The sequence below is a fragment of the Halomonas flagellata genome, assembly GCF_022487945.1.
In the GTDB taxonomy this organism is placed as follows: Bacteria; Pseudomonadota; Gammaproteobacteria; order Pseudomonadales; family Halomonadaceae; genus Halomonas; species Halomonas flagellata.
In genome coordinates, this window is record NZ_JAKVPY010000017.1 from 45,335 (window position 1) to 69,491 (window position 24,157).

Sequence of the window (24,157 nt, forward strand, 5' to 3'; positions counted from 1 at the left end):
TTTCGAGGATTTCCTATGGGACGCATCATCGGTATTGACCTGGGGACCACCAACTCCTGCGTGGCCCTGCTCGAAGGCGACAGCGCCAAGGTGATCGAGAACGCCGAGGGCGCGCGTACCACGCCGTCCATCATCGCCTACACCGACGACGGCGAGATCCTGGTGGGTCAGGCGGCCAAGCGCCAGGCGGTCACCAACCCCGAGAACACCCTGTACGCCATCAAGCGCCTGATCGGCCGTCGCTTCAAGGACGATGTCGTGCAGAAGGACATCAAGATGGTGCCCTACAAGATCACCGAGGCCGACAACGGCGACGCCTGGGTGGAGGTGAAGGGCAAGAAGCTGGCCCCGCCGCAGGTCAGCGCCGAAGTGCTGAAGAAGATGAAGAAGACCGCCGAGGACTACCTGGGTGAGGAAGTCACCGAGGCGGTGATCACCGTGCCGGCCTACTTCAACGACTCCCAGCGCCAGGCCACCAAGGATGCCGGCCGCATCGCCGGCCTCGAGGTCAAGCGCATCATCAACGAGCCCACCGCGGCGGCGCTGGCCTACGGCATGGACAAGGCGCGCGGCGACAAGACCATCGCGGTCTACGACCTGGGCGGCGGTACCTTCGACATCTCGATCATCGAGGTGGCCGACGTCGACGGCGAGACCCAGTTCGAGGTGCTGGCCACCAACGGCGACACCTTCCTGGGCGGTGAGGACTTCGACCTCAAGCTGATCAACTACCTGGTCGACCAGTTCAAGGCCGACAGCGGCATCGACCTGTCCGGCGACAACCTGGCCATGCAGCGCCTCAAGGAAGCCGCCGAGAAGGCCAAGATCGAGCTCTCCAGCGCCCAGCAGACCGACGTCAACCTGCCCTACATCACCGCCGACAACACCGGGCCCAAGCACCTCAACGTCAAGGTGACCCGGGCCAAGCTGGAGTCGCTGGTGGAGGAGCTGGTGCAGCGCTCCATGGAGCCGTGCAAGGCCGTGCTCAAGGATGCCGGGCTGTCCGCGTCCGAGATCGACGACGTCATCCTGGTCGGCGGCCAGACCCGCATGCCCATGGTGCAGGCCAAGGTCGCCGACTTCTTCGGCAAGGAAGCGCGCAAGGACGTCAACCCGGACGAGGCCGTGGCCGTGGGCGCGGCGATCCAGGGCGGCGTGCTGGGCGGCGACGTCAAGGACGTGCTGCTGCTCGACGTCACCCCGCTGACCCTGGGCATCGAGACCCTGGGCGGCGTGATGACCCCGCTGATCGAGAAGAACACCACCATCCCGACCAAGAAGACCCAGACCTTCTCGACCGCGGACGACAACCAGACTGCCGTGACCATTCACGTGCTGCAGGGCGAGCGCAAGCAGGCCGGCCAGAACAAGTCGCTGGGCCGCTTCGACCTGGCCGACATCCCGCCGGCGCCGCGTGGCGTGCCGCAGATCGAGGTCGCCTTCGACCTGGACGCCAACGGCATCCTGCACGTCTCCGCCAAGGACAAGGCCACCGGCAAGGAGCAGTCGATTGTCATCAAGGCCTCCAGCGGCCTGACCGAAGAGGAGATCGAACAGATGGTCCGCGACGCCGAGGCCCACGCCGACGAGGACAAGAAGTTCGAGGAGCTGGTGGCGCTGCGCAACCAGGCCGACGGCATGGTCCACGCCTCGCGCAAGACCCTCGAGGAGGCCGGCGACAAGGCCAGCGCCGAGGAGAAGCAGGCCATCGAGACCGCCATCTCCGAGCTGGAGGAGGCGCTCAAGGGTGACGACAAGGACGCCATCCAGGCCAAGCTGGACAAGCTCACCGAGGCTTCCGGCAACCTGGCCCAGAAGATGTATGCCGCCCAGGCCGAGGCCGCGCAGCAGGCCGAGGGCGAGGCCGGTGAAGCCGGCGCCAAGCAGGAAGATGACGTGGTCGACGCCGAGTACGAGGAAGTCAACGACGACCAGAAGAAGCAGTAAACCACGACATCTGAGCCACGGATGACGCCAGCGCGGGGGCCCGACTCCCGCGTTGGTGTTTCCGCGGTGTCGCTACGGAGGCGGACAGACCCATGTCCAAACGAGACTATTACGAGGTGCTGGGCGTAGAGCGCGGGGCCGACCAGAAGGACATCAAGAAGGCCTATCGGCGCCTGGCCCAGAAGTTTCACCCGGACCGCAACCCGGACGACGACACGGCGGCGGCCAAGTTCCGCGAGGTCTCGGAGGCCTACGAGGTCCTGACCGACAGCGAGAAGCGCGCCGCCTACGACCAGTTCGGCCATGCCGGTGTCGACGGCCAGGCCGGCGGCTTCGGTGCGGGCGGCTTCGGTGGCGCCGGGGCCGGGGCCGGGGCCGGAGGCTTCAGCGACATCTTCGGCGATGTCTTCGGCGACATCTTCGGTGGCGGCGGCGGGCGCCGCAATCCCCACGCGCCGGCCCGCGGCAGCGACCTGCGCTACAACCTCGAGCTCGATCTCGAGAGCGCGGTGACCGGTACTACCGTGGACATCCGCGTGCCGCGCCACGTCGAGTGCGAGCGCTGCGATGGCCATGGTGCCGAGCCCGGCTCCTCCAAGGAGACCTGCCCCACCTGCAACGGCCATGGCCAGGTGCGCATGCAGCAGGGCTTCTTCGCCGTGCAGCAGACCTGCCCCACCTGCCACGGCAGCGGCCAGCACATCAAGGTGCCGTGCCACAAGTGCAACGGCGAGGGCCGGGTACGCGAGACCCGCACCCTGTCGGTGAAGATCCCCGCCGGCGTGGATACCGGTGACCGCATTCGCCTGAACGGCGAGGGCGAGGCCGGCATCAACGGCGGCCCGCCGGGCGATCTCTACGTCCAGGTGCACATCAAGCCGCACCACATCTTCCAGCGCGACGGCCGCAACCTGCAGTGCGAGGTGCCGATCAACTTCATCGACGCGGCGCTCGGCGGCGAGCTCGAGGTGCCGACCCTCGACGGCCGGGTCAAGCTGAAGATTCCGCCCGAGACCCAGACCGGCAAGCTGTTCCGGCTGCGCGGCAAGGGCGTCAAGCCGGTGCGCGGCGGCCCCCCGGGCGACCTGCTCTGCCGGGTGGTGGTCGAGACCCCGGTCAACCTCAAGGAAGATCAGAAGGAGCTGCTGCGCCAGCTCCAGGAGAGCCTCGGCGAAGGCAACAGCCACTCGCCGCGCAAGACCAGCTTCTTCGACGGCGTGAAGAAGTTCTTCGAGGACATGAAGCCGTAACCTCCCGGCTTCCGCCCCGAAGCGAATGGCCCCCGGTATCGTCGGATGCCGGGGGCCTTCTGTGTTCGGACTTCAGCGCTGGAGATGATCCATGCGCCACGTCAGCGCCTCCCTGTCGGGTTGCCACTTGGGATCACGAGGCAATACCAGTGGCTTGCCATTCAACTCGCAGAGCCACTGATTATCCGCCACCAGCGAGTCCACCGTGGGGCTGACGTGCCAGAGCTGGTCGGGGCCGGGGGCGATCAGGTGGTTGTCCATGGCCCAGTGCGGGTTGGGGGTAAGGGCCAGGCCATTCACTGGACGGTCATCCTGGCTCTCGGCGAAGGGAATAAGGTGTGCAGCCTCCACCAGGTAACGGTAGTCGGGCGTGATATAGCGCAGCCGGCTCGCCGCACATCGATAGTCGTAGGCCTCGAGCCCGGGATAGGCAGCCGAAGGCGAAAGTCAGGCGGTCTCCCTGTATCGGCATGACGTGATGTAGAGGGCACTCGGGAAGGCATGCCACAGCGGCATTTTGCTCTGTTGAAATAGCCGGGGCTACCAGCTGGGTCCCGTCGATGGCTTTCGATGCATGATGGGGCGAGAATGCCCCTTTTCGCTCAGCTCTGTAGGCAATGGTGTTCATGGACGACCTCACCGATAGGCCGCTGGCCGGCATCACGCTCAGGCTGCTGTCGGGCATCCTCTTCACGGCGATGATGGTGTGCGTGAAGGCGACCAGCACGGTGTCCCCGCTGGGGCAGACCGTGTTCTTTCGTTCGGCCTTCGCGCTGCTGCCCATTGTGGTGTTCCTGGCATGGCGGCGGGAGTTTCCCGCCGGGCTGGCCACCCGTCGCCCGGCGGGGCACCTGCTGCGCTCGGGTCTCGGGGCGGCGGCGATGTTCGCCTCCTTCGCGGCGGTGGCCTTGTTACCGGTGGCCGAGGCGACGCTGCTGGCGCAGTTGACCCCGATACTGATGGCGCTGGGTGGCGTCATCTTGCTGGGTGAACGGTTCACGCCCTATCGTGCCGGGGCGCTGTTGCTGGCGCTGGCCGGCGTGGCCGTGCTGGTGCTGCCCAGGCTCGGTGCCGGTGGTGCGCCGGTGATGGGGTACGCCCTGGGGGTGCTCGCGGCGCTGCTATCGGCGGGGGCGCTGCTGACGGTGAGGCGCATCTCGCGTACGGAGACGGCGGGGGCGATCGCCTTCTACTTCATCCTGGTCTCGGCGCTGGCGGGGCTGGCCACCCTGCCCCTGGGCTGGGCCGCGCTCACGGGGCCGGAGCTGGGGCTGCTGGTGCTCTCGGGGCTGTTCGGTGGGGCGGCGCATATCTGCATGACCCTGGCACTGCGCTATGCGGAGGCCTCGCGGCTGGCGCCCTTCGAATACCTGGCCCTGATCTGGCCGGTGCTGGCCGATCTGGCGATCTTCGGGCTGCCGCCCTCCTCTGGCTTCCTGCTGGCCCTGCCCCTGGTGCTGGCCGGGGCAGGGCTGGCGGCATTGGAGGGGCGGGGCCTCAGACGGCCTGCTCGACAATAAGCTGGGGGCGGCCCTTCGAGCAGGGCTCGATGCGGGCCTCCACCCGGTAGACCCGGCGCAGCAGCTCGGGAGTGACCACCTGCTCCGTCGGCCCGCAGGCGATCAGGCGACCCTGCTCGAGCACCATGGCCTGATCGGTGAAGCGCAGGGCATGGCCCAGGTCGTGCAGCGCCACCAGGATCAGCATCTTGCGCTCCCGGGCCAAGCGCCGCAGCACCGTCAGCAGGCCGATCTGGCGGTTGAGGTCGAGGGCCGAGGTGGGCTCGTCGAGCATCAGGATCTCGGGTTCCTGCACCAGGGCCTGGGCCGCGCTCACCAGTTGGCGCTGGCCGCCACTGAGGTCGCCGATATCGCGCTCGCCCAGTGCCGCGATCCCCAATTCCTCCAGGGCGCGGTCGACCTGCGCCAGGTCCTCGGCCTGGACCTTCAGTCCGCGCCCCTGCATCCGCGCCAGCAACACCGATTCGTAGACCGTCAGCACCGCCTTGGCGCCGGTGTCCTGGGGCATGTAGGCCACGGGGCGCTCGGCGCGGGTGCCGGTGATCCGCACCTCTCCCTCACCCTTGAGCAGGCCGAGAATGCGCCGGAAGAGCGTGGACTTGCCCGCGGCATTGGGGCCGAGCAGGGCGACGACCTGGCCGCCCTCGAGGGGCGGGGTGGTGATTTCCGCCAGGATCTGGCGGCGGCCGTAGCCGGCCGACAGGTGGTCGAGTTGCAGGGTTACCATGAGGCCTTCTTGTGGCTGAGGACGAGGAACAGGAAGAAGGGAATGCCCACCAGGGAGGTGATGATCCCGATGGGGATGATGGTGCCGGGGATGATGATCTTCGACAGCACCGAGCCGATGGAGAGGATCAGGGCACCGCAGAGTGCCGCGCCCGGCAGGAAGAAGCGCTGATCCTCGCCCAGCAGCAGGCGCGCGATATGCGGCCCGACCAGGCCGATGAAGCCGATGGTACCGACGAAGGCCACGGCGATGGCCGCCAGCAGCGACACCAGTACCAGCACCTCCAGGCGCAAGGCGCGTGGCTTCACGCCCATGCTCTCGGCCTTGGCGTCGCCCAGGCGCATGGCGGTGAGCGCCCAGCCATGGCGCGCCAGCAGCGGCAGCACCGCCGCCAGGACACCCAGGGCAACCCACAGCTTGGGCCAGGTCGCCTTGGTCAGGCTGCCCATGGTCCAGAACACCACCGCGGCCACGGCCTGCTGGCTGGCGAAGAACTGGATCAGCGCCATCAGCGAGTTGAAGATGAACACCATGGCGATGCCCAGCAGCACGATGGTCTCGATCGTCACCCCACGCTTCAGGCTCAGCGCATGGATGGCAAAGGCGGTCAGCATGGCCATGATGAAGGCGTTGATCGGCACCACGTACTCGATGGCGGCGGGGATCAGCGCCACGCCGAAGGCCAGCGCCAGGGCCGCGCCGAAACTCGCCCCGGCGGAGATGCCGAGGGTGAAGGGGCTGGCCAGCGGGTTGCTGAGGATGGTCTGCATCTGGGCGCCGGCGACCGACAGGCTGGCGCCGACCGCCAGGGCCATCAGCGCCACCGGCATGCGAATCTCCCAGAGGATCACCCGCGCCTGCTGGCTGACGGCATCCGGGGTGAAGAGGGCGGCGATCACCTCGCCCAGGCCGAAGCGAGCGGGTCCCAGGGCGAGGTCGACACACAGGCTGAGGAACAGCGCCAACACCAGGGCGCCGAGGATCAGCTGGCGTCGCCACACCAGGGCGTGGTAGAAGCCGCGGCCCTGGGAAACGTCGGTGGGTGAGGTCGCTTCAGTGGTCATGGAGGGAGATCCAGTAGCCCGGCTCTGGGTCCACGGGCAGGAACCGCTCGTGGAGTTCCGTCATCGTGGCCTCGGGGTCGAGGTCGGCGAACAGCTCCGGGTGGAACCACTTGGCCAACTGCTGCACGGCCACGAAGTAGTAGGGACTGTTGTAGAACTGGTGCCAGATGGCATGGAAATCGCCGCTCTCGACGGCCGCGATGCCGGTCATGGCGGTGCGCTCGGTGAGTGCCTCGAGCTTGGCCCGCGCGGCTTCCAGATCGGCCCCGGGGCCCACGCCGACCCAGTCGCCGCCGGGCACATAGGCATCCCAGTTGCCGCCGGTGACCACCACTTGCTCGGGGTCGGCGGCGAGGATCTGCTCCGGGTTCAGCGAGCCAAAGGTGTTGGGGATGATGCCGTCGGCGATGTTGCTGCCGCCCGCCAGCTCCACGTACTCGCCGAAGTTGCCGGGACCGAAGCTCATGCAGCAATCCTCGGAATAGCCGCCGGCGCGGTCGACAAAGACCCTGGGGCGCTCGGGATTCGCTTCGGCGATGACCTCCGTGACGCGAGCCATCTGGGCCTCGGCGAAGGCGATAAAGGCCTCGGCGTCCTCCTCCTCACCCAGCAACCGGCCCATCAGGCGCATGGAAGGCAGGGTGTGCTCGAGCGGGTCCTCGCGGAGGTCCACATAGACGATGGGGATGCCCAGCTCGGCGAGCTTGTCGTCGTAGCCGGCGTCCTCGGTAGCCGTCCTGGCCTCGAGGTTCATCAGCACCACGTCCGGCCCCAGCGCGGCGGCCTGTTCCACGTCGAAGGTGCCGTCCTTGAAGCCGCCGAAGGTGGGGATCTCCTCCAGCTCTGGGAAGCGCTCGGCGTAGACGGCGTAGTTGTCCGGATCGGCCTGGGAGAAATCCTCCCGCCAGCCCACCACGCCGGCGAAGGGATCCTCGGGCTGCAGCGCGCCGAGCAGATAGATCTGGCGCCCCTCGCCGAGGATCATGCGCTCCACGGGGGCGTCGAGGGTGACCTGGCGGCCGGCGATGTCGGTAACGGTGATCTCCTCGGCCTGGGCGGTCGTGCCGGCGAGGGCGATGGCGGTGCCAAAGGCGGCGTTCAGCAGCGGCTTGTGCATGTTCGGGGCTTCGTCACTCGTTGAGGGCTGTCGTGGGGCTCGATCGTGCAGCGGGGCGTCATGGCGAACGCCGTGTTCCCTGCCTGGGCGGGATCCAGCTTCGCTGGTCTTGGTACATAATTCTCATTCGCGGAGGCTGGCTAGTATGATCGAGTCCAGAACCGTCGTCGAGACGGCTTCCGGGCCGCGCCTGATCCGGCGGCTTTGCAAGCACTGGGCGCACCGGCTCGAGATCGATGCCGACCAGGGGCGGGTGGTGTTCGATGGCGGCGTGTGCCACATGCGGGCCACGGAGGAGCGCCTCGAGGTGCGTCTCGAGGCCAGCGACGCCGAACGGCTGGCGCGCCTGCAGGGCGTGGTGGCCAGTCATCTGGAGCGCCTGGCCGGCAAGGAGCGCCTGAGCATCGTCTGGCCGTGAGGCTGGCCTGGGCGGGCGGGGCTGGCGCCGAGCGCCCGGCTCGTCATAGGCTGGGCCTTCCAGCGACAGACAAGGGAGAGGGCCATGCCGATTTCGCGTGCGGAGATCGCCACCGAGTCCGGGGCGAAGCTGATCAACCGCCTGTGCAAGCACTGGGCGCACAAGCTGGAGGTGGAGCAGAAGGAGGGCGAGGGTCGGGTGGCCTTCGAGGACGGCTCCTGCCTGATGCAGGCCGATGCGGACAAGCTGGTGGTGGCCATCGAGGCCCTGGACGAGGAGGGCCTGGACCGCCTGGAGGGCGTGGTGGCGAGCCACCTCGAGCGCATGGCGGGCGAGGAGGAACTGGTCATCGTCTGGGAAAATTGACCACCACCGCGTCACCGACCCGCGTCGCCCACCTGGGCATGCTGCTGTGGGCGGTGCTGGTGGGGCTGTCGTTTCCCGCCGTGGGGCTGATGAGCGAGCTGCCGCCGCTGTCGCTCACCGCCCTGCGCTTCGCCATCGCCTGTGCCGGGCTCTGGTGGCTGGCGCGCCGCTCCCCGGCCTTTCTCCCCGGCTGGCGGGCGCTGCCGCTCTACGGCCTGATGGGGCTCTGCCTGGCGGGCTTCTTCGGCGCCATGTTCTGGGCGGCGCACCATGCCACGGCGCTCTCCATGGCCACCCTCTATGTCACCGTGCCGTTGCTGGCCTTCCTGCTGGGGCTGGGGTTCGGGGTCGAGCGCCTGGCCTGGCGGCTGCCGGCGATCCTGGCCCTGGGCGCGGCGGGGGCGCTGGGGCTGGCCTTCGCCGAGTCGCTGGGGGAGCCGGAGGGGGTTAGCCTCGGCGTCGGCGAGGCGGTGTTCTTCCTCGGCTGCGTCTCCTCGGCGCTCTACCCGGTGCTCAGCAAGTGGGGGCTGGCCAGCGGGCGCCTGGCCGAGTCGGCGGCGGTGCGCACCTTCTGGAGCCTGGGCCTGGGCGGGGGGCTGATCGGCCTGCTGGGCCTGGCGATCGAGCCCGTGGGGCGGCTCGCCGCGATGAGCCGGCACGACCTCCTGCTGCTGATCTACCTGGGGCTCTTCTCCAGCGCCCTGACCTTCTGGCTGATGCAGCGGGCCACTGCGGTGCTGACCCCGGGGGCGGTCACCGCCTACGGCTACCTGGTGCCCTTCGTCTCCATGCTGCTGCTGTTCATCGAGTCGCCGGAGCGGATCGGCTGGGTCTGGCTGCCGGGCAGCCTGCTGGTGTTGACGGCCATTGCCCTGCTGTTGCGCAACGGCCGCCCGCCGACGCCGGCGGGGTGAGCCGTCGGGCGGCGTGGGTCGCTCACTCCTCCCCGTCATCGGCCGCGGGCAGCAGGCGAGCGAAGCTGCCGCGGATCTCGTCGGGAATCGCCCGGGCGTTGCCCGCATGACGGCGCGAGAAGTGGAAGGGGACCAGCTGGTCGACGCCGGCCGCGGCGGCGATCTCGCCGCAGGCGCGGGCGGTGAGGTGGCCGGTGAGTCGCGCCTGGTCGGCCTCGCGTGCCAGGAAGGGGGCCTCGCAGAACAGCACCTGGGCCCCCCGGGCCAGGGCGATCAGTCGCCGGCGGTTCTCCGCGGTATCGCCCAGGTCGGTGGCGTAGACCAGCCGCTGGCCGGGCTCGGTGAGCAGCAGAACCTCCGCCAGTCGTGCCGCCTGCCAGCGCTCGCCGTTCGGCAGGGTGAGCCGGGCGGCACCCTCGCCGGCCAGCACATGGTGCTTGAGCTCGCCCAGCCAGGGGCCCGGCGGCCAGCCGAGGGCCTCCAGTCGCTCCTTGCGCACCTTCACCTGAAGGTCGGGCTCGAAGGCGAAGGCGAGCACCGGGGTGCCGTGATCCAGCGTCGCCGCGCGCACGCGAAAGCCGAGCTCCTCGTGCAGCACGCCGTCGGCCGCCCGTCGTGGCGGCAGGGCCGTCGGCTGCGTCTCGCCGGCGGTGAGGCGGTAGCGCTCGAGCCGTTCGCCGTGCAGCTCGGTGACCTCGAAACGGGGCGCCTTGTCGCCCACCCGGTCCCAGAGCACGCCGCGGATCTGCCCGGCCAGATGGTCGGCCAGGCCCGGCGGGCCGTAGAGCCGGCAGGCGGGAAAGTCGCCGATCCGCGAACGCAGCAGCCAGGGGAAGCCGCCGATATGGTCGAAGTGGGCGTGGCTGATGAAGACGTCGGTCACCTGGTGGGCGAGGCGCGCCGGCAGGCGGCCCGGGTCGCCCAGGTCGAACAGCAGGCTGCGCTTCTGGTGCCTCAGGCGCAGGTGCAGCAGGGGGTCGCCGAAGACGCCATTGACCAGGGTCGCGGTCAGGGTGGTGAGCCGGACCTGGGGGCGTGGCCCCGGCCTGGCCGCCAGGGGGACGGGCATTTCGGTCGGCTCGGCGGTGCGCCTGGCCGGCGCGCGGTGGGGGCGGGCGGTGCCCAGTTGCCCGTCGCCGCGTCGCTGGGCGTCGCGAATCACCAGGGTGGCGGTCGGTTCGCTCAGCGGTGGTGCCCGCAGTCGCAGGCTCGCTCCGTCCAGTGCGAGTACCTCGCCCAGGGCCTGGGTGTGGCCCCGGGCGTCGAGCAGCCCGACCTGCCGGCCGCGCCAGGCGGCGGGGGCGGAGCGTGGCGGCGGCGTGCCGACCACCGCCAGGTGTGCAAGGTCGAGCGTCTGCTCGGTGGCGTCGGCCAGGTAGGCGTCCCAGGCGTCCGTGCGGCGCCGGGTGCGCAGCTGCCGCCCCGGGTGGCGGGCCCGCGGGTCCGGGGGCAGCGGCAGCCGTTCGAGGCCCAGGGCGCGGCACTCATGGCTCAGGGGCCCGGGGTTGGCGTCGGCTGCCAGCATGACCAGGGCGGTCACCCGTCCGGCCGCGGCCAGTGCCGGTAGCAGTTCGGCCCCGGCGGCGCCGCGCACCACGCCGGGCGCATCCAGCAGGAGCGGGCCGTCCGGCACGAGGTCGGCCAGGCGGCGTACCGCCTCGGCCAGCGGCAGGCGAAAGCGCGCCGAGTCCAGGGTGGCGAGCGCCGCCACCGCCTCGATCTGCCAGGCGTCGCCACGCCAGGCGCCCAGGCAGACGGCGCCGGGCGGGCCGACGCCGGGCAGCCCCGGGTCGGCGCTCAGGCAGTGGCAGGCCAGGCCTTCGTCGGCCAGGCTGGCGGCCGCGGCCCGGGCCAGGCTGGTCTTGCCGCTGCCCGGGGCGCCGGTCAGCAGCACGCGTTCGTGCCGCAGAAGCAGTGCCAGCAGCGGGTGGTCCCGCGGCAGGCGGTCGGGGGGCGAGTGCATGGCGGTGACCCTCGCATCGATACGCCCAGTGTGGGCGATTCCTCCGCGGCTGCCCAAGCGGATTCCCGCCCCACCAGGCGGAGAGTTCTGTTTGACGTATAACGCGAGGCGTAATATCATGGTGACATGATCGAGTCCTTTGCCTGCAAGCGAGCGCAGCGACTTTTCGAGGGAGCGGGGTGCGCCAACGCATTTCGTGCCTTCCGGCGCCAGGCCGAGCGCAAGCTGCAACTGCTGGATTCTGCAACCACGCTGGATTTCTTGCGCTCGCCACCCGGCAACCGTCTCGAGGCGCTACGCGGTGACAGGCAGGGGCAGTACAGCATTCGTATCAACGATCAGTGGAGAATCTGCTTTCGCTTCGAGAGCGGCGCCGCCTTCGATGTCGAAATCGTGGATTATCACTGACCTCTGTCGAGCAGGAGTTGCCATCATGATCAAGAACGGCATGCGGCCTATCCATCCAGGCGAGGTGCTGCGTGAGGACTATCTCGAGCCGCTGGGGATGAGCGTCAACGCCCTGGCGCGTGAGCTGCGCGTGCCCGCGACCCGGTTGCACGAGATCGTCAAGGAGCGCCGCGCGATCTCGGCGGATACGGCCCTGCGTCTGGCGCGTTATTTCGGTGGTGATGCCCAGTCGTGGCTGAACCTCCAGGCAGCGTATGACCTCAAGAGGGTCGAGCTCGACCATGGCGAGGAGATCGAGCGCAGCGTATCGCCGCGAGATGCGGCCTGAGCCTCTGGTATACTCCACGGCATTCTCAATGCCATCGAATTCGCAGGAGTCCGCATGACCCGTATCGCCATCGTCGGTGTCGCCGGCCGCATGGGCCGCACCCTGGTCAACGCCGTGCAGCAGGATGCCGGGGCCACCCTGGCCGGCGGCATCGTCGAGCCGGGCAGCTCGCTCGCCGGCGCCGATATCGGCGAGCTGGCGGGCGTCGGCAGACTGGGGGTGAGCGCGGTGGATTCGCTGGAGGCCATCGTCGACGACTTCGACGTGCTGATCGACTTCACCGCCCCGCGGGTGACGCTCGCCAACCTGGCGTTCTGTGCCGCGCACGGCAAGCGCATCGTGATCGGCACCACCGGGCTGTCCGACGACGAGCTCGCCGAGCTCGACGGCTACCGCGACAAGCTGCCGATGGTGTTCGCGCCCAATATGAGCGTGGGGGTGAACCTCACGCTGAAACTGCTGGAAACGGCGGCGAAGGCGCTGGGCGACGAGGGCTACGATATCGAGGTGATCGAGGCGCACCACCGCCACAAGGTCGATGCCCCCTCCGGCACCGCCCTGAAGATGGGCGAGGTGGTCGCCGAGAGCCTGGGCCGCACCCTCAAGGAGCACGGTGTGTTCGAGCGGGTCGGCCAGTGCGGCCCGCGCTCGGACCGCGAGATCGGCTTCGCGACCGTCAGGGCGGGCGATATCGTCGGCGAGCATACGGTGATGTTCGCCACCGAGGGCGAGCGCATCGAGATCACCCACAAGGCGTCGAGTCGCATGACCTTCGCCAGGGGGGCGGTACGCGCGGCGCGCTGGGTGGCCGGCCAGGGCAACGGCCGCTACGCTATGCAGGACGTGCTGGGGCTATGAAGTCCAGCGGTATCGCTCGGTGCTGGCCCCGAGAGGGGGCCGGGAACACCTTTTGAATATCAATGTGTTGGCGGAAGGTGGGCGGTAGGGCTCCGGCGCTTCCGCTCCCTATGGCAATCGCAGCCGCAGTTGGCGAGGGGCGCCGGGGACAGGTTGAAGATGGAGAGAAAGACCTGTCGACGGATCAGCCTCGAGGGACATGGCTAACCGCAATTGCCATGCACTGAGCCCAGTGGGGGTAGCCGCTGGGCGCCATTTCCTGTAACATCTCCAAAATTTTGGCCGGGCGTATCGGGTGAAAGCCCCGTGAGCGCTTGTTGCTTCGGCCCTGCATTCCGAGCGAATGACAACAAGCGGGATGAAACCGGTCTTCATCGGGTTTCGTCCCGCTTTTTTACGGCCGCGCCCCGGCGAGCAGTATTCCTTGACGAGCATGGGAGGACGTTGCGTTGAACAGACCCGCGATACTGGCCCTGGAAGATGGCAGTGTATTCCACGGCACGGCCATCGGTGCCGATGGACAAACCAGCGGTGAGGTGGTGTTCAATACGGCCATGACCGGCTATCAGGAAATCCTGACCGATCCTTCCTATACCCGACAGATCGTCACCCTCACCTACCCGCATATCGGCAACACCGGCATCAACCGCGAGGACGTGGAGTCCGGCGCCATCGCCGCCGCCGGCCTGGTGATCCGCGACCTGCCATTGCTGGCCAGCAGCTTCCGCTCCGAGCAGTCGCTTTCCGACTATCTCAAGGGCCAGAACGTGCTGGGCATCGCCGATATCGACACCCGCCGCCTGACCCGCATCCTGCGCGACAAGGGCGCCCAGAACGGCGCCATCCTCGCCGGGCCCGAAGCCTCCGGCGACGGCGCCGTCGAGCGCGCCCTGGAGGCCGCCCGCGCCTTCCCCGGCCTCAAGGGCATGGACCTGGCCAAGGTGGTCTCCTGCCAGACGCCCTACGAGTGGAGCGAGGGCGAGTGGACGCTGGGCGAGGGCTACGCCGACACCGGCCTGGGAGAGCGGCCCTACCATGTGGTGGCCTATGACTACGGCGTGAAGCGCAACATCCTGCGCATGCTCGCCTCCCGCGGCTGCCGTCTCACCGTGGTGCCGGCCCAGACGCCGGCCTCCGAGGTGATGGCCATGAACCCCGACGGCGTCTTCCTGGCCAACGGCCCGGGTGACCCCGAGCCCTGCGACTACGCCATCAAGGCGATCGGCGAGATCCTCGAGACCGAGCTGCCGGTGTTCGGCATCTGCCTGGGCCACCAGCTGCTGGCGCTGGCCAGCGGGGCGAAGACGGTGAAGATGAAGTTCGGCCACCACGGCGCCAATCACCCGGTGCAGGACCTCGACAGCGGCCAGGTGATGATCACCAGCCAGAACCACGGCTTCGCCGCCGACGAGGCGACCCTGCCGGCCAATGTGCGCGCCACGCACCGTTCGCTGTTCGACGGGTCGCTGCAGGGCATCGAACGCACCGACCGCCCGGCCTTCAGCTTCCAGGGTCATCCCGAGGCGAGTCCGGGGCCGCGTGACGTGGCACCGCTGTTCGACCGCTTTATCGAGATGATGAAGGCCCGTCGCCAGGCCTGAGCCAGAGAATCGTCGTCATTCGTCACCCTTATTTGCGGGAAGCACCATGCCCAAGCGTACCGACATCCAGAGCATCCTGATCATCGGCGCCGGCCCGATCGTCATCGGCCAGGCGTGCGAATTCGACTACTCCGGCGCCCAGGCCTGCAAGGCGCTGCGCGAGGAGGGCTTCCGGGTCATCCTGGTCAACTCCAACCCGGCCACCATCATGACCGACCCGGTGATGGCCGACGCCACCTATATCGAGCCGATCACCTGGCAGGCGGTGGCGAAGATCATCGAGGCCGAGCGTCCCGACGCCATCCTGCCCACCATGGGTGGCCAGACGGCGCTCAACTGTGCCCTCGACCTCGACGAGCACGGCGTGCTCGAGAAGTACGGCGTGGAGATGATCGGCGCCAATGCCGATGCCATCAACAAGGCCGAGGACCGCGACCTCTTCGACCAGGCGATGAAGCGTATCGGCCTGGAGTGCCCCCGGGCCAAGGTCGCCCACTCCATGGCGGAGGCCTGGGAGATCCAGGCCGAGCTCGGCTTCCCGGCGATCATCCGCCCCTCCTATACCATGGGCGGTTCCGGCGGCGGCGTGGCCTACAACAAGGAGGAGTTCGAGGAGATCTGCACCCGCGGCTTCGAGCTGTCGAACAACCATGAGCTGTTGATCGACGAGTCGCTGCTGGGCTGGAAGGAGTACGAGATGGAGGTCGTTCGCGACCGCAACGACAACTGCATCATCGTCTGCTCCATCGAGAACTTCGACCCCATGGGCGTGCACACCGGCGATTCCATCACCGTGGCCCCGGCCCAGACGCTGACCGACAAGGAATACCAGATCATGCGCGACGCCTCCCTGGCGGTGCTGCGCGAGATCGGCGTCGAGACCGGCGGCTCGAACGTACAGTTCGGGATGGATCCGGAGACCGGGCGCATGGTGGTCATCGAGATGAACCCGCGGGTGTCGCGCTCCTCGGCCCTGGCTTCCAAGGCCACCGGCTTCCCGATCGCCAAGATCGCCGCCAAGCTGGCGGTGGGCTACACCCTGGACGAGCTCTCGAACGACATCACCGGCGGCCGCACCCCGGCGTCGTTCGAGCCGGCGATCGACTATGTGGTCACCAAGATCCCGCGCTTCACCTTCGAGAAGTTCCCCCAGGCCAACGACCGCCTGACCACCCAGATGAAGTCGGTGGGCGAGGTGATGGCCATCGGCCGCACCTTCCAGGAGTCGCTGCAGAAGGCGCTGCGCGGCCTGGAGACCGGCAACGACGGCCTCGACCCCATCGTCACCGAGTTCACCGCCGATGCCATGGCGCATATCAAGGGCGAGCTGCAGGCCGCCGGCGCCGAGCGCATCTTCTACGTGGCCGATGCCATGCGCGCCGGCCTGGGCGTGGACGAGGTCTTCGCGCTGACCCGCATCGACCCCTGGTACCTGGTCCAGCTCGAGGACCTGGTCAAGACCGAACAGGCCGTGGCGAAGCGCTCGCTCTCCGACTTCTCGGCCCGGGAGCTGTTCGCGCTGAAGCGCAAGGGCTTCAGTGATGCCCGCCTGGCCGGACTGCTCGGCGTCGCCGAGAAGGAGTTCCGCAAGACCCGCCAGAAGGCCGGCATCCGCCCGGTCTACAAGCGGGTCGATACCTGTGCCGCCGAGTTCGCCTCGGATACCGCCTACATGTACTCCACCTACGAGGAGGAGTGCGAGGCCGAGGTCTCCGACCGCCAGAAGATCATGGTGCTGGGCGGGGGGCCGAACCGCATCGGCCAGGGCATCGAGTTCGACTACTGCTGCGTGCATGCCGCCTTCGCCATGCACGACGACGGCTTCGAGACCATCATGGTCAACTGCAACCCGGAGACCGTCTCCACCGACTACGACACCAGCGACCGCCTCTACTTCGAGCCGGTGACCCTGGAGGACGTGCTGGAGGTCGCCGACAAGGAGCGGCCGGTCGGGGTGATCGTGCAGTTCGGCGGCCAGACCCCGCTCAAGCTCGCCCGCGAGCTCGAGGCCGCCGGCGTGCCGATCATCGGCACCACCCCCGACGCCATCGACCGCGCCGAGGACCGCGAGCGCTTCCAGCAGATGATCGACAAGCTGGGCCTCAGGCAGCCGCCCAATGCCACCGCACGCAGCTTCGAGGAGGCCTTCGCCAAGGCCGAGGCGATCGGTTATCCGCTGGTGGTGCGGCCGAGCTATGTGCTCGGTGGCCGCGCCATGGAGATCGTCTATGACGCCTCCGAGCTCGAGAACTACATGACCCATGCGGTCAAGGTCTCCAACGATTCGCCGGTGCTGCTCGACCACTTCCTCAACGCGGCCATCGAGATCGACATCGACGCGGTCTCCGACGGCCAGCAGGTGGTGATCGGCGGCATCATGCAGCACATCGAGCAGGCGGGCGTGCACTCCGGCGATTCCGCCTGCGCGCTGCCGCCCTATTCGCTGCCCGCCGATGTCCAGGACAAAATGCGCGACCAGGTCAAGCGCATGGCGGTGGAACTCGGCGTCAAGGGCCTGATGAACGTGCAGCTGGCCTGGCAGGACGGCGAGATCTACGTCATCGAGGTCAACCCGCGCGCCTCGCGCACCGTGCCCTTCGTCTCCAAGTGCATCGGCACCTCGCTGGCCCAGGTCGCCGCCCGCTGCATGGCCGGCAAGACCCTGGCCGAACAGGGCTTCGAGGCCGAGATCGTGCCGCACTTCTACAGCGTCAAGGAGGCGGTCTTCCCGTTCAACAAGTTCCCCGGCGTCGACCCGATCCTGTCGCCGGAGATGAAGTCCACCGGCGAGGTGATGGGCAGCGGCGACACCTTCGCCGAGGCCTTCTACAAGGCGCAGCTGGGGGCCGGCGAGGCGATTCCCCCCATCGAGGGCGACCGCAAGGCCTTCCTCTCGGTGCGCGAACCCGACAAGGCGGGTGTTATCGAGGTGGCCCGTTCTCTGCTAGCATTGGGTTTCACACTGTGCGCGACCCGTGGCACCGCCGCCGCCCTCGAGGCCGCCGGGCTCGACGTCGAGGTCGTGAACAAGGTGTTCGAAGGTCGCCCGCATATCGTCGATCTGCTCAAGAACGACGAGATTGCCTATATCGTCAATACCACCGAGGGCCGTCAGGCGATCAGTGACTCCTCGGTGATCCGTCGTACCGCGCTCGCCCGCAAGGTTCCCTACGCCACCACCCTGGCGGGGGCCAGTGCCGTTTGCATGGCGCTCGAATACGGTAACGAGATCACGGTGCGTCGGCTTCAGGAACTGCATGCAGGAGCTGCACAATGAACAAGGTCCCGATGACCGTTGCCGGTGAGGCGCGCCTGCGCAAGGAGCTCGAGGAGCTCAAGAGCGAGGCGCGGCCAAGGGTGATCGCCTCCATCGCCGAGGCCCGCGAGCACGGCGATCTCAAGGAGAACGCCGAATACCATGCCGCCCGGGAGCAGCAGGGCTTCATCGAGGGGCGCATCCAGGAGATCGAGGGCAAGCTCTCCAATGCCCAGGTGATCGACGTCACCAAGCTGCCGCGCACCGGCAAGGTGATCTTCGGCGTCACCGTCGAGTTGCTCAACCTCGATACCGACGAGGAGGTGACCTACCGCATCGTCGGCGAGGACGAGGCCGACATCAGGTCCGGCCGCATCTCGGTCACCTCGCCCATCGCCCGCGCCCTGATCGGCAAGGAGGAGGGCGACGTGGTGGCGGTCAGGACCCCCGGCGGCGATGTCGAGTACGAGATCTCCGGGGTCGAGCATCTCTAACCCAAGCTGGAAGAGCGGCGCTTCGCGCCTGGAAGCTTGAAGCCGGAAGAAAAACACCCCGCAGCCATGGCTGCGGGGTGTTTTGTATCTACGACTGTCGCATCATGCTGGCTTCCAGCTTCCAGCTTCCAGCTTCCAGCTTCCAGCTTCCAGCTTCCAGCTTCCAGCTTCCAGCTTCCAGCTTCCAGCTCGCGCGAAGCGCGTCAGTGCCGCCCGTGGTGACCCTCGAAGCGCTTGACGTTGGAGAGCTTCGGGTTGGCCTGGGGGTTCCGGCGGTAGAGCAGCGCCATCTTGCCGATGGTCTGCACCCGCTCGGCACCGCTGGCGGTGACGAGCTCCTCCAGCATGGCGGCGCGGTCGTCGCGCTCCGGCAGGGCCAGCTTGACCTTGACCAGCTCATGGTCGCTGAGCGCCCGGTCGAGTTCGCCCAGCACCCCCTCCGAGATGCCGTTCTCGGAGACCGTGACCACCGGGTTCAGGTGGTGGCCGATGCTGCGAAATGCTTTCTTTTGTGCCTGTGACAAGCTCATGGTATCGTGCGTCTTCCCGGTTGCGCGCTGCGCACATGGTACGGTGAATCGCCGCGCGGCGAAAGCGCGGACTCGCGCCGATGCCGTCCCGGGACCGCAGGTCAGGACCCCGTCGCATCTCCCGGGTCTTTCCGGAATCCGCTCGACCGCCTGTCTGTCATTCCCGTTTCATCACAGGTGACGCCGTGGCAAGTTCTCCCTCTTCCCGCAAGGGCGCCGGCCAGGGCGCCAGAAAGCATGGCGCCAGCAAGAGCAGCGCCGGCTGGCTGAAGGAGCATTTCGACGACCGCTACGTGCAACGCAGCTGGCAGGACGGCTATCGTTCCCGGGCGAGCTACAAGCTGATGGAGCTCGACGAGAAGGATCGGCTGCTGCGCCCCGGCATGACGGTGATCGACCTGGGCGCCGCCCCCGGTGGCTGGAGCCAGGTGGCGGCGGAGCGGGTCGGGCCGAAGGGCGTGGTGATCGCCTCCGACATTCTCGAGATGGATGCCCTGGCCGGTGTCGAGTTCATCCAGGGCGACTTCACCGAGGAGCCGGTGCTCGAGGCGATCCTCGCGGCCCTGGGGGATCGCCCGGTGGACCTTGTGATGTCCGACATGGCCCCCAATATGAGTGGTATGGCGGCGATCGACCAGCCACAGGCGATGTACCTGGTGGAGCTGGCGCTGGACCTGGCGCGCCAGACCCTGTCGCCCGGCGGCCGCTTCCTGGCCAAGGTGTTCCAGGGCGAGGGGTTCGACGCCTACCTCAAGGAGCTGCGCGGCAGCTTCGGGCGTGTGGTGACGCGCAAGCCGGAGGCCTCGCGGGCGCGTTCCCGTGAAGTCTACCTGCTGGCAGAGAATTTTCGTGGTTGAGGCAGTGCCTCGACCGCCCAGAGACATACGTAGCGCCTCGATAGGCAGGGACTACTGGCGCCATTGCCGGACATGGCGTCTCGACTGTGTCACAGTAGAGCATGAAGCAGACTGCGTGGGCCGATTCGCCCGCCACGGGCTGAACACGGCCCGCTCATGTAGTGTCCAAGATGCCAGGCGCATTCCGGCTGACCGATTTTTGCAATTGAGGGTGGTCCCTTGAACGACATGGCGAAGAACCTGATCCTGTGGTTGGTCATCGCGGCAGTGCTGCTGACGGTGTTCAACAACTTCAGCGTCGACACCGCACCGCAGACGACGAACTACTCGCAGTTCGTCCAGCAAGTGCAGAACCAACAGGTCCGCAGCGTGACCATCGATGGCTACAAGATCACCGGTGAACGCACGGACGGCTCCCAGTTCCAGACCATCCGCCCGGCGGCGGAGGATCCCAAGTTGATGGACGACCTGCTGGCCAACAACGTCACCGTGGTCGGCAAGGAGCCCGAACAGCAGAGCCTGTGGACGCGCCTGCTGATCGCCAGCTTCCCGATCCTGCTGATCCTCGGCATCTTCATGTTCTTCATGCGCCAGATGCAGGGCGGCGCCGGGGGCAAGGGCGGCCCGATGAGCTTCGGCAAGTCCAAGGCCAAGCTGCTCTCCCAGGACCAGATCAAGACCACCTTCTCCGACGTGGCCGGCTGTGACGAGGCCAAGGAGGAGGTCGAGGAACTGGTCGACTTCCTGCGTGACCCGACCAAGTTCCAGCGCCTGGGCGGCACCATCCCGCGCGGCGTGCTGATGGTCGGCCCGCCGGGGACCGGCAAGACCCTGCTGGCCAAGTCCATCGCCGGCGAGGCCAAGGTGCCGTTCTTCTCGATCTCCGGCTCCGACTTCGTCGAGATGTTCGTCGGCGTGGGTGCCTCCCGCGTACGCGACATGTTCGAGCAGGCCAAGAAGCAGGCCCCCTGCATCATCTTCATCGACGAGATCGATGCCGTGGGCCGTTCCCGTGGCGCCGGCATGGGCGGCGGCAACGACGAGCGCGAGCAGACCCTCAACCAGCTGCTGGTCGAGATGGACGGCTTCGAGGCCAATGAGGGCATCATCGTCATCGCCGCCACCAACCGCCCCGACGTGCTCGACCCGGCGCTGCTGCGCCCGGGTCGCTTCGATCGCCAGGTGGTGGTGCCGCTGCCCGACATCCGCGGGCGCGAGCACATCCTCAACGTGCACCTGCGCAAGGTGCCGCTGGCCGACGACGTCAAGCCGTCGCTGATCGCCCGCGGCACCCCGGGCTTCTCCGGTGCCGACCTGGCCAACCTGGTCAACGAGGCCGCCCTGTTCGCCGCGCGGCGCAACAAGCGCCTGGTGGGCATGGAAGAACTCGACATGGCCAAGGACAAGATCATGATGGGCGCCGAGCGCCGCTCCATGGTCATGACCGAGAAGGAGAAGCTCAACACCGCCTACCACGAGTCGGGCCACGCCATCATCGGTCTGGTGATGCCGGAGCACGACCCGGTCTACAAGGTCACCATCATCCCGCGTGGCCGGGCGCTCGGCGTGACCATGTTCCTGCCGGAGGAGGATCGCTACAGCCTCTCCCGCCAGCAGATCATCAGCCAGATCTGCTCGCTGTTCGGTGGTCGTATCGCCGAGGAGATGACGCTCGGCCCCAATGGGGTGACGACGGGCGCGTCCAACGATATCAAGCGTGCCACCGAGCTGGCCCACAACATGGTCGCCAAGTGGGGGCTCTCCGAGGAGATGGGCCCGATCATGTACGACGAGGACGAGTCCCACCAGTTCCTCGGCGGCCCTGGTCCGGGCGGCAAGCTCAAGTCCGGCGAGACCACCTCCAAGCTCGACAAGGAAGTGCGCAAGATCATCGACGACTGCTATGCCCAGGCCAAGCAGATCCTCGAGGACAATCGCGACAAGCTCGATGCCATGGCCGAGGCGCTGATGATGTACGAGACCATCGACGCCACCCAGCTCAAGGACATCATGGAAGGGCGCGAGCCGCGTCCCCCCGAGGGCTGGGACGACCCGGGCAGCGGTGCCCCCTCGGCCGGCGGGCCCGGTGCCGAGGCGGCGCCGGAGACGCCGGGGCAGGGCGACGACGGAGACGAGGAGGGCGACGACGCTCCCCGACGGCGGCCTTCCGACCCCCTGGGCGGGCCGGCCGGCACCTGAGGCTCTCCCTTCGACTGGCAGGCGCCCCGCGGGGCGCCTTCGCCATTCTGGTTCTCCGCTTTTCGACCCAGGCTTCGATTCCGACACCATGATGGACGACTCTCCCGCTATTTCCCTGCAGTGCGGTCGGCACCGGCTCGACCTCTCCTTTCCCCGGGTGATGGGGATCCTCAACGTCACCCCCGACTCCTTCTCCGACGGCGGGCGCCACCTGGCGCTGGATGACGCCCTGCGCCATGCCGAGCGGATGCTGGCCGAAGGGGCGGCAATCGTCGACGTGGGGGGGGAGTCGACTCGCCCCGGTGCCGACCCGATCAGCCCGCAGCAGGAGCTGGAGCGGGTGGCGCCGGTGGTCGAGGCGCTGGTGCGCGAGCTCGATGCCCTGGTGTCGGTGGACACCAGCAGCCCGGCGGTGATGCGCGAGGTGGCGTCCCTCGGTGCCGGCCTGATCAACGATGTGCGCGCCCTGGAGCACCAGGGGGCGCTGGAAGCGGCGGCCGGCAGCGGCCTGCCGGTCTGCCTGATGCATCGCCAGGGCGAGCCCCGCGACATGCAGCAGGCGCCCCGCTATGATGTGCCGGTGGAGGAGGCGGTGGCCGATTTCCTCGAGAGCCGGGTGGCCGCCTGCGAGGCCGTCGGCCTGCGCCGCGAGCGCCTGCTGCTGGACCCGGGCTTCGGTTTCGGCAAGACCGTCGAGCACAATCTGCGCCTGCTCAACCGCATGGAGCGCCTGACGCACCTCGGTCTGCCGCTGCTGGTGGGCATGTCGCGCAAGAGCATGATCGGCAAGGTGCTCGCGCGACCGGTGGAGGAGCGCCTGCCCGGTGGGCTGGCACTGACGGCGCTGGCCGTCGAGCGTGGGGCGCGAATCCTGCGCGTCCACGATGTGGGGCCCACCGTGGACGCGGCAAACATGACCTGGGCCGTACTCAAGGAAGGTTGCGAGCATGACTAGACGCTATTTTGGCACCGATGGCATTCGTGGCACGGTGGGCGAGGCGCCCATCACCGCTGACTTCATGCTGAAGCTGGGCTGGGCCACCGGGCGCGTGCTGGCCCGCGAACATGGCCGCGCCCGTGTCTTGATCGGCAAGGACACACGGATCTCCGGCTACATGTTCGAATCGGCCCTCGAGGCCGGGCTCTCCGCCGCCGGTGTCGATGTGGTGCTGCTCGGCCCCATGCCCACGCCGGGTATCGCCTACCTGACCCGGACCTTCCGCGCCGATGCGGGCATCGTCATCTCGGCGTCCCACAACCCTTTCGCCGACAACGGCATCAAGTTCTTCTCCGCCGAGGGGGTCAAGCTGGCCGATGAGGTCGAGGCACACATCGAGGCCATGCTCGAGATGCCGTTGACCACCGTCGCCGCCGACCGCCTGGGCAAGGCGATGCGCGTCGATGACGCCGCCGGCCGCTACATCGAGTTCTGCAAGTCGACCATTCCCGACCGGGTCAGCCTGCATGGCCTGCGCATGGTGGTCGACTGCGCCCACGGCGCCACCTACCACATCGCCCCCAGCGTGTTCCGCGAGCTCGGCGCCGAGGTCAGCCTGATCGGGGCCCAGCCGGACGGCCTCAACATCAACCACGAGGTGGGCTCCACCCATCCGGCGGCACTGCGCGCGGCGGTGATCCAGCAGGGGGCGGACCTGGGCATAGCCCTGGACGGCGACGGGGACCGGGTGCTGATGGTCGATGCCGACGGCCGCGAGATCGACGGCGACGACATCCTCTACCTGATCGCCCGGGATCGCCACGCCCGTGGCGAGCTGAGGGGCGGTGTGGTCGGCACCCTGATGTCCAACTTCGGCCTCGCGGCGGCTCTCGAGGAGATGGACATCCCCTTCGAGCGCGCCAGGGTCGGCGATCGGTATGTCATGGAGCGCCTGGCCGCCAATGGCTGGCAGCTCGGCGGCGAGTCCTCCGGGCACATCGTCTGCGGCCATGTGCAGACCACCGGCGATGGCATCGTCTCGGCGCTCCAGGTGCTGGCGATCATGGTGCGGGAAGGCCAGCCGCTGAACCGCCTGCTGGCCGGGCTGGAAAAGGCGCCCCAGGTGCTGGTCAATGTGCGCCTGACGCCGGGCAGCGATGCCAAGGCGCTGATGGACACGCCGGCACTGCAGGAGGCCGTGGCCGCCGTGGAGGCGGAGCTGGGCGACCAGGGGCGGGTGCTGCTGCGTCCCTCCGGCACCGAGCCGCTGATCCGGGTCATGGTCGAGGGGCGTGCGCACCTGGATGTCCAGGGCCTGGCCCGCCACCTGGCCGGCGAGGTCGAGGGGCTGCTGTCCTGACGCTAGCCCTGGCCCCGATGGCTTCGCGGTTGTCTTGACAGGG

Annotated in this window: 21 protein-coding genes and 1 pseudogene; 16 read left to right on the plus strand and 6 right to left on the minus strand. The window is 68.2% G+C overall.

Annotated elements, in window-relative coordinates:
- Positions 1-15: 15 nt before the first annotated feature.
- Both dnaK and dnaJ read left to right on the plus strand, forming a co-directional pair.
- Positions 16-1,947, plus strand: coding sequence for a molecular chaperone DnaK (gene dnaK / locus MKP05_RS14245; RefSeq protein WP_110285447.1), 1,932 nt, complete (start codon positions 16-18; stop codon positions 1,945-1,947).
- Between the two features lie 92 nt (positions 1,948-2,039).
- Complete coding sequence (dnaJ, locus tag MKP05_RS14250; RefSeq protein WP_240568931.1) at positions 2,040-3,197, plus strand: molecular chaperone DnaJ; 1,158 nt, start codon at positions 2,040-2,042, stop codon at positions 3,195-3,197.
- 72 nt (positions 3,198-3,269) lie between these two features.
- Here the strand turns inward: dnaJ and MKP05_RS14255 are convergent.
- Positions 3,270-3,584: pseudogene (locus tag MKP05_RS14255) on the minus strand (HNH endonuclease); the annotation flags it as partial.
- Positions 3,585-3,823: 239 nt separating this feature from the next.
- Here MKP05_RS14255 and MKP05_RS14260 point away from each other — a divergent pair.
- Complete coding sequence (locus MKP05_RS14260) at positions 3,824-4,717, plus strand: DMT family transporter (RefSeq protein WP_240568934.1); 894 nt, start codon at positions 3,824-3,826, stop codon at positions 4,715-4,717.
- Here MKP05_RS14260 and MKP05_RS14265 read toward each other — a convergent pair.
- The 3 genes from MKP05_RS14265 to MKP05_RS14275 are packed head-to-tail and all read right to left on the minus strand — an operon-like array spanning position 4,695 to position 7,625.
- Positions 4,695-5,444, minus strand: a complete 750-nt coding sequence (locus tag MKP05_RS14265) for an ABC transporter ATP-binding protein (protein WP_240568936.1) — start codon at positions 5,442-5,444, stop codon at positions 4,695-4,697. The two genes, MKP05_RS14260 and MKP05_RS14265, sit on opposite strands and share 23 nt — an antisense overlap.
- On the minus strand, positions 5,438-6,508 hold the full coding sequence (locus tag MKP05_RS14270) for a FecCD family ABC transporter permease (protein ID WP_240568939.1): 1,071 nt from the start codon (positions 6,506-6,508) through the stop codon (positions 5,438-5,440). Before MKP05_RS14270 ends, MKP05_RS14265 begins: the two co-directional genes overlap by 7 nt.
- Complete coding sequence (locus tag MKP05_RS14275) at positions 6,498-7,625, minus strand: ABC transporter substrate-binding protein (RefSeq protein WP_240568940.1); 1,128 nt, start codon at positions 7,623-7,625, stop codon at positions 6,498-6,500. The genes MKP05_RS14270 and MKP05_RS14275 overlap by 11 nt, the downstream gene beginning before the upstream one ends.
- A gap of 145 nt (positions 7,626-7,770) precedes the next feature.
- Here MKP05_RS14275 and MKP05_RS14280 point away from each other — a divergent pair, with 145 nt between their 5' ends.
- From MKP05_RS14280 to MKP05_RS14290, 3 genes are all read left to right on the plus strand, one after another.
- Positions 7,771-8,043, plus strand: coding sequence for a DUF2218 domain-containing protein (locus tag MKP05_RS14280; protein WP_240568942.1), 273 nt, complete (start codon positions 7,771-7,773; stop codon positions 8,041-8,043).
- A gap of 84 nt (positions 8,044-8,127) precedes the next feature.
- Positions 8,128-8,409 carry a DUF2218 domain-containing protein gene (locus MKP05_RS14285; RefSeq protein WP_240568943.1) on the plus strand — a complete coding sequence of 94 codons (282 nt, stop codon included), beginning with the start codon at positions 8,128-8,130 and terminating at the stop codon, positions 8,407-8,409.
- Positions 8,406-9,323, plus strand: coding sequence for an EamA family transporter (locus tag MKP05_RS14290; protein WP_240568944.1), 918 nt, complete (start codon positions 8,406-8,408; stop codon positions 9,321-9,323). Before MKP05_RS14285 ends, MKP05_RS14290 begins: the two co-directional genes overlap by 4 nt.
- Positions 9,324-9,345: 22 nt before the next feature.
- On the opposite strand, the gene MKP05_RS14295 is transcribed toward MKP05_RS14290, so the two are convergent.
- A complete protein-coding gene (locus tag MKP05_RS14295) occupies positions 9,346-11,286 on the minus strand; it encodes a Clp1/GlmU family protein (protein ID WP_240568945.1) in 1,941 nt (646 codons plus the stop codon).
- Positions 11,287-11,412: 126 nt separating this feature from the next.
- Between MKP05_RS14295 and MKP05_RS14300 the strand changes: the two genes are divergently transcribed.
- The 6 genes from MKP05_RS14300 to greA all read left to right on the plus strand — a co-directional run bounded on the left by MKP05_RS14300 (position 11,413) and on the right by greA (position 18,231).
- Positions 11,413-11,694 (plus strand): type II toxin-antitoxin system RelE/ParE family toxin, encoded by a 282-nt coding sequence (locus tag MKP05_RS14300; RefSeq protein ID WP_240568946.1) that lies wholly within the window; start codon positions 11,413-11,415, stop codon positions 11,692-11,694.
- A 25-nt stretch (positions 11,695-11,719) separates the two neighbouring features.
- A complete protein-coding gene (locus tag MKP05_RS14305; protein WP_240568947.1) occupies positions 11,720-12,022 on the plus strand; it encodes a HigA family addiction module antitoxin in 303 nt (100 codons plus the stop codon).
- A gap of 54 nt (positions 12,023-12,076) precedes the next feature.
- Positions 12,077-12,880, plus strand: a complete 804-nt coding sequence (gene dapB / locus MKP05_RS14310; protein WP_240568948.1) for a 4-hydroxy-tetrahydrodipicolinate reductase — start codon at positions 12,077-12,079, stop codon at positions 12,878-12,880.
- A gap of 449 nt (positions 12,881-13,329) precedes the next feature.
- Complete coding sequence (gene carA, locus MKP05_RS14315) at positions 13,330-14,481, plus strand: glutamine-hydrolyzing carbamoyl-phosphate synthase small subunit (protein WP_240568949.1); 1,152 nt, start codon at positions 13,330-13,332, stop codon at positions 14,479-14,481.
- Positions 14,482-14,527: 46 nt separating this feature from the next.
- Positions 14,528-17,758, plus strand: coding sequence for a carbamoyl-phosphate synthase large subunit (gene carB / locus MKP05_RS14320; RefSeq protein WP_240568951.1), 3,231 nt, complete (start codon positions 14,528-14,530; stop codon positions 17,756-17,758).
- Positions 17,755-18,231 carry a transcription elongation factor GreA gene (gene greA, locus MKP05_RS14325; RefSeq protein WP_110285435.1) on the plus strand — a complete coding sequence of 159 codons (477 nt, stop codon included), beginning with the start codon at positions 17,755-17,757 and terminating at the stop codon, positions 18,229-18,231. The genes carB and greA overlap by 4 nt, the downstream gene beginning before the upstream one ends.
- A gap of 203 nt (positions 18,232-18,434) precedes the next feature.
- On the opposite strand, the gene yhbY is transcribed toward greA, so the two are convergent.
- Complete coding sequence (gene yhbY / locus MKP05_RS14330; RefSeq protein WP_240568953.1) at positions 18,435-18,761, minus strand: ribosome assembly RNA-binding protein YhbY; 327 nt, start codon at positions 18,759-18,761, stop codon at positions 18,435-18,437.
- Between the two features lie 185 nt (positions 18,762-18,946).
- On the opposite strand from yhbY, the gene rlmE reads away from it, so the two are divergent.
- From rlmE to glmM, 4 genes are all read left to right on the plus strand, one after another.
- Positions 18,947-19,618, plus strand: coding sequence for a 23S rRNA (uridine(2552)-2'-O)-methyltransferase RlmE (gene rlmE, locus MKP05_RS14335; protein ID WP_240568954.1), 672 nt, complete (start codon positions 18,947-18,949; stop codon positions 19,616-19,618).
- A gap of 219 nt (positions 19,619-19,837) precedes the next feature.
- Positions 19,838-21,817, plus strand: a complete 1,980-nt coding sequence (gene ftsH, locus MKP05_RS14340; RefSeq protein WP_240568956.1) for an ATP-dependent zinc metalloprotease FtsH — start codon at positions 19,838-19,840, stop codon at positions 21,815-21,817.
- A gap of 88 nt (positions 21,818-21,905) precedes the next feature.
- Positions 21,906-22,772: a dihydropteroate synthase gene (gene folP / locus MKP05_RS14345; protein WP_439108997.1), complete on the plus strand. Its 867-nt coding sequence runs from the start codon at positions 21,906-21,908 to the stop codon at positions 22,770-22,772.
- Positions 22,765-24,114 carry a phosphoglucosamine mutase gene (gene glmM / locus MKP05_RS14350; protein WP_240568958.1) on the plus strand — a complete coding sequence of 450 codons (1,350 nt, stop codon included), beginning with the start codon at positions 22,765-22,767 and terminating at the stop codon, positions 24,112-24,114. The genes folP and glmM overlap by 8 nt, the downstream gene beginning before the upstream one ends.
- The last annotated feature ends 43 nt before the right edge of the window (positions 24,115-24,157 follow it).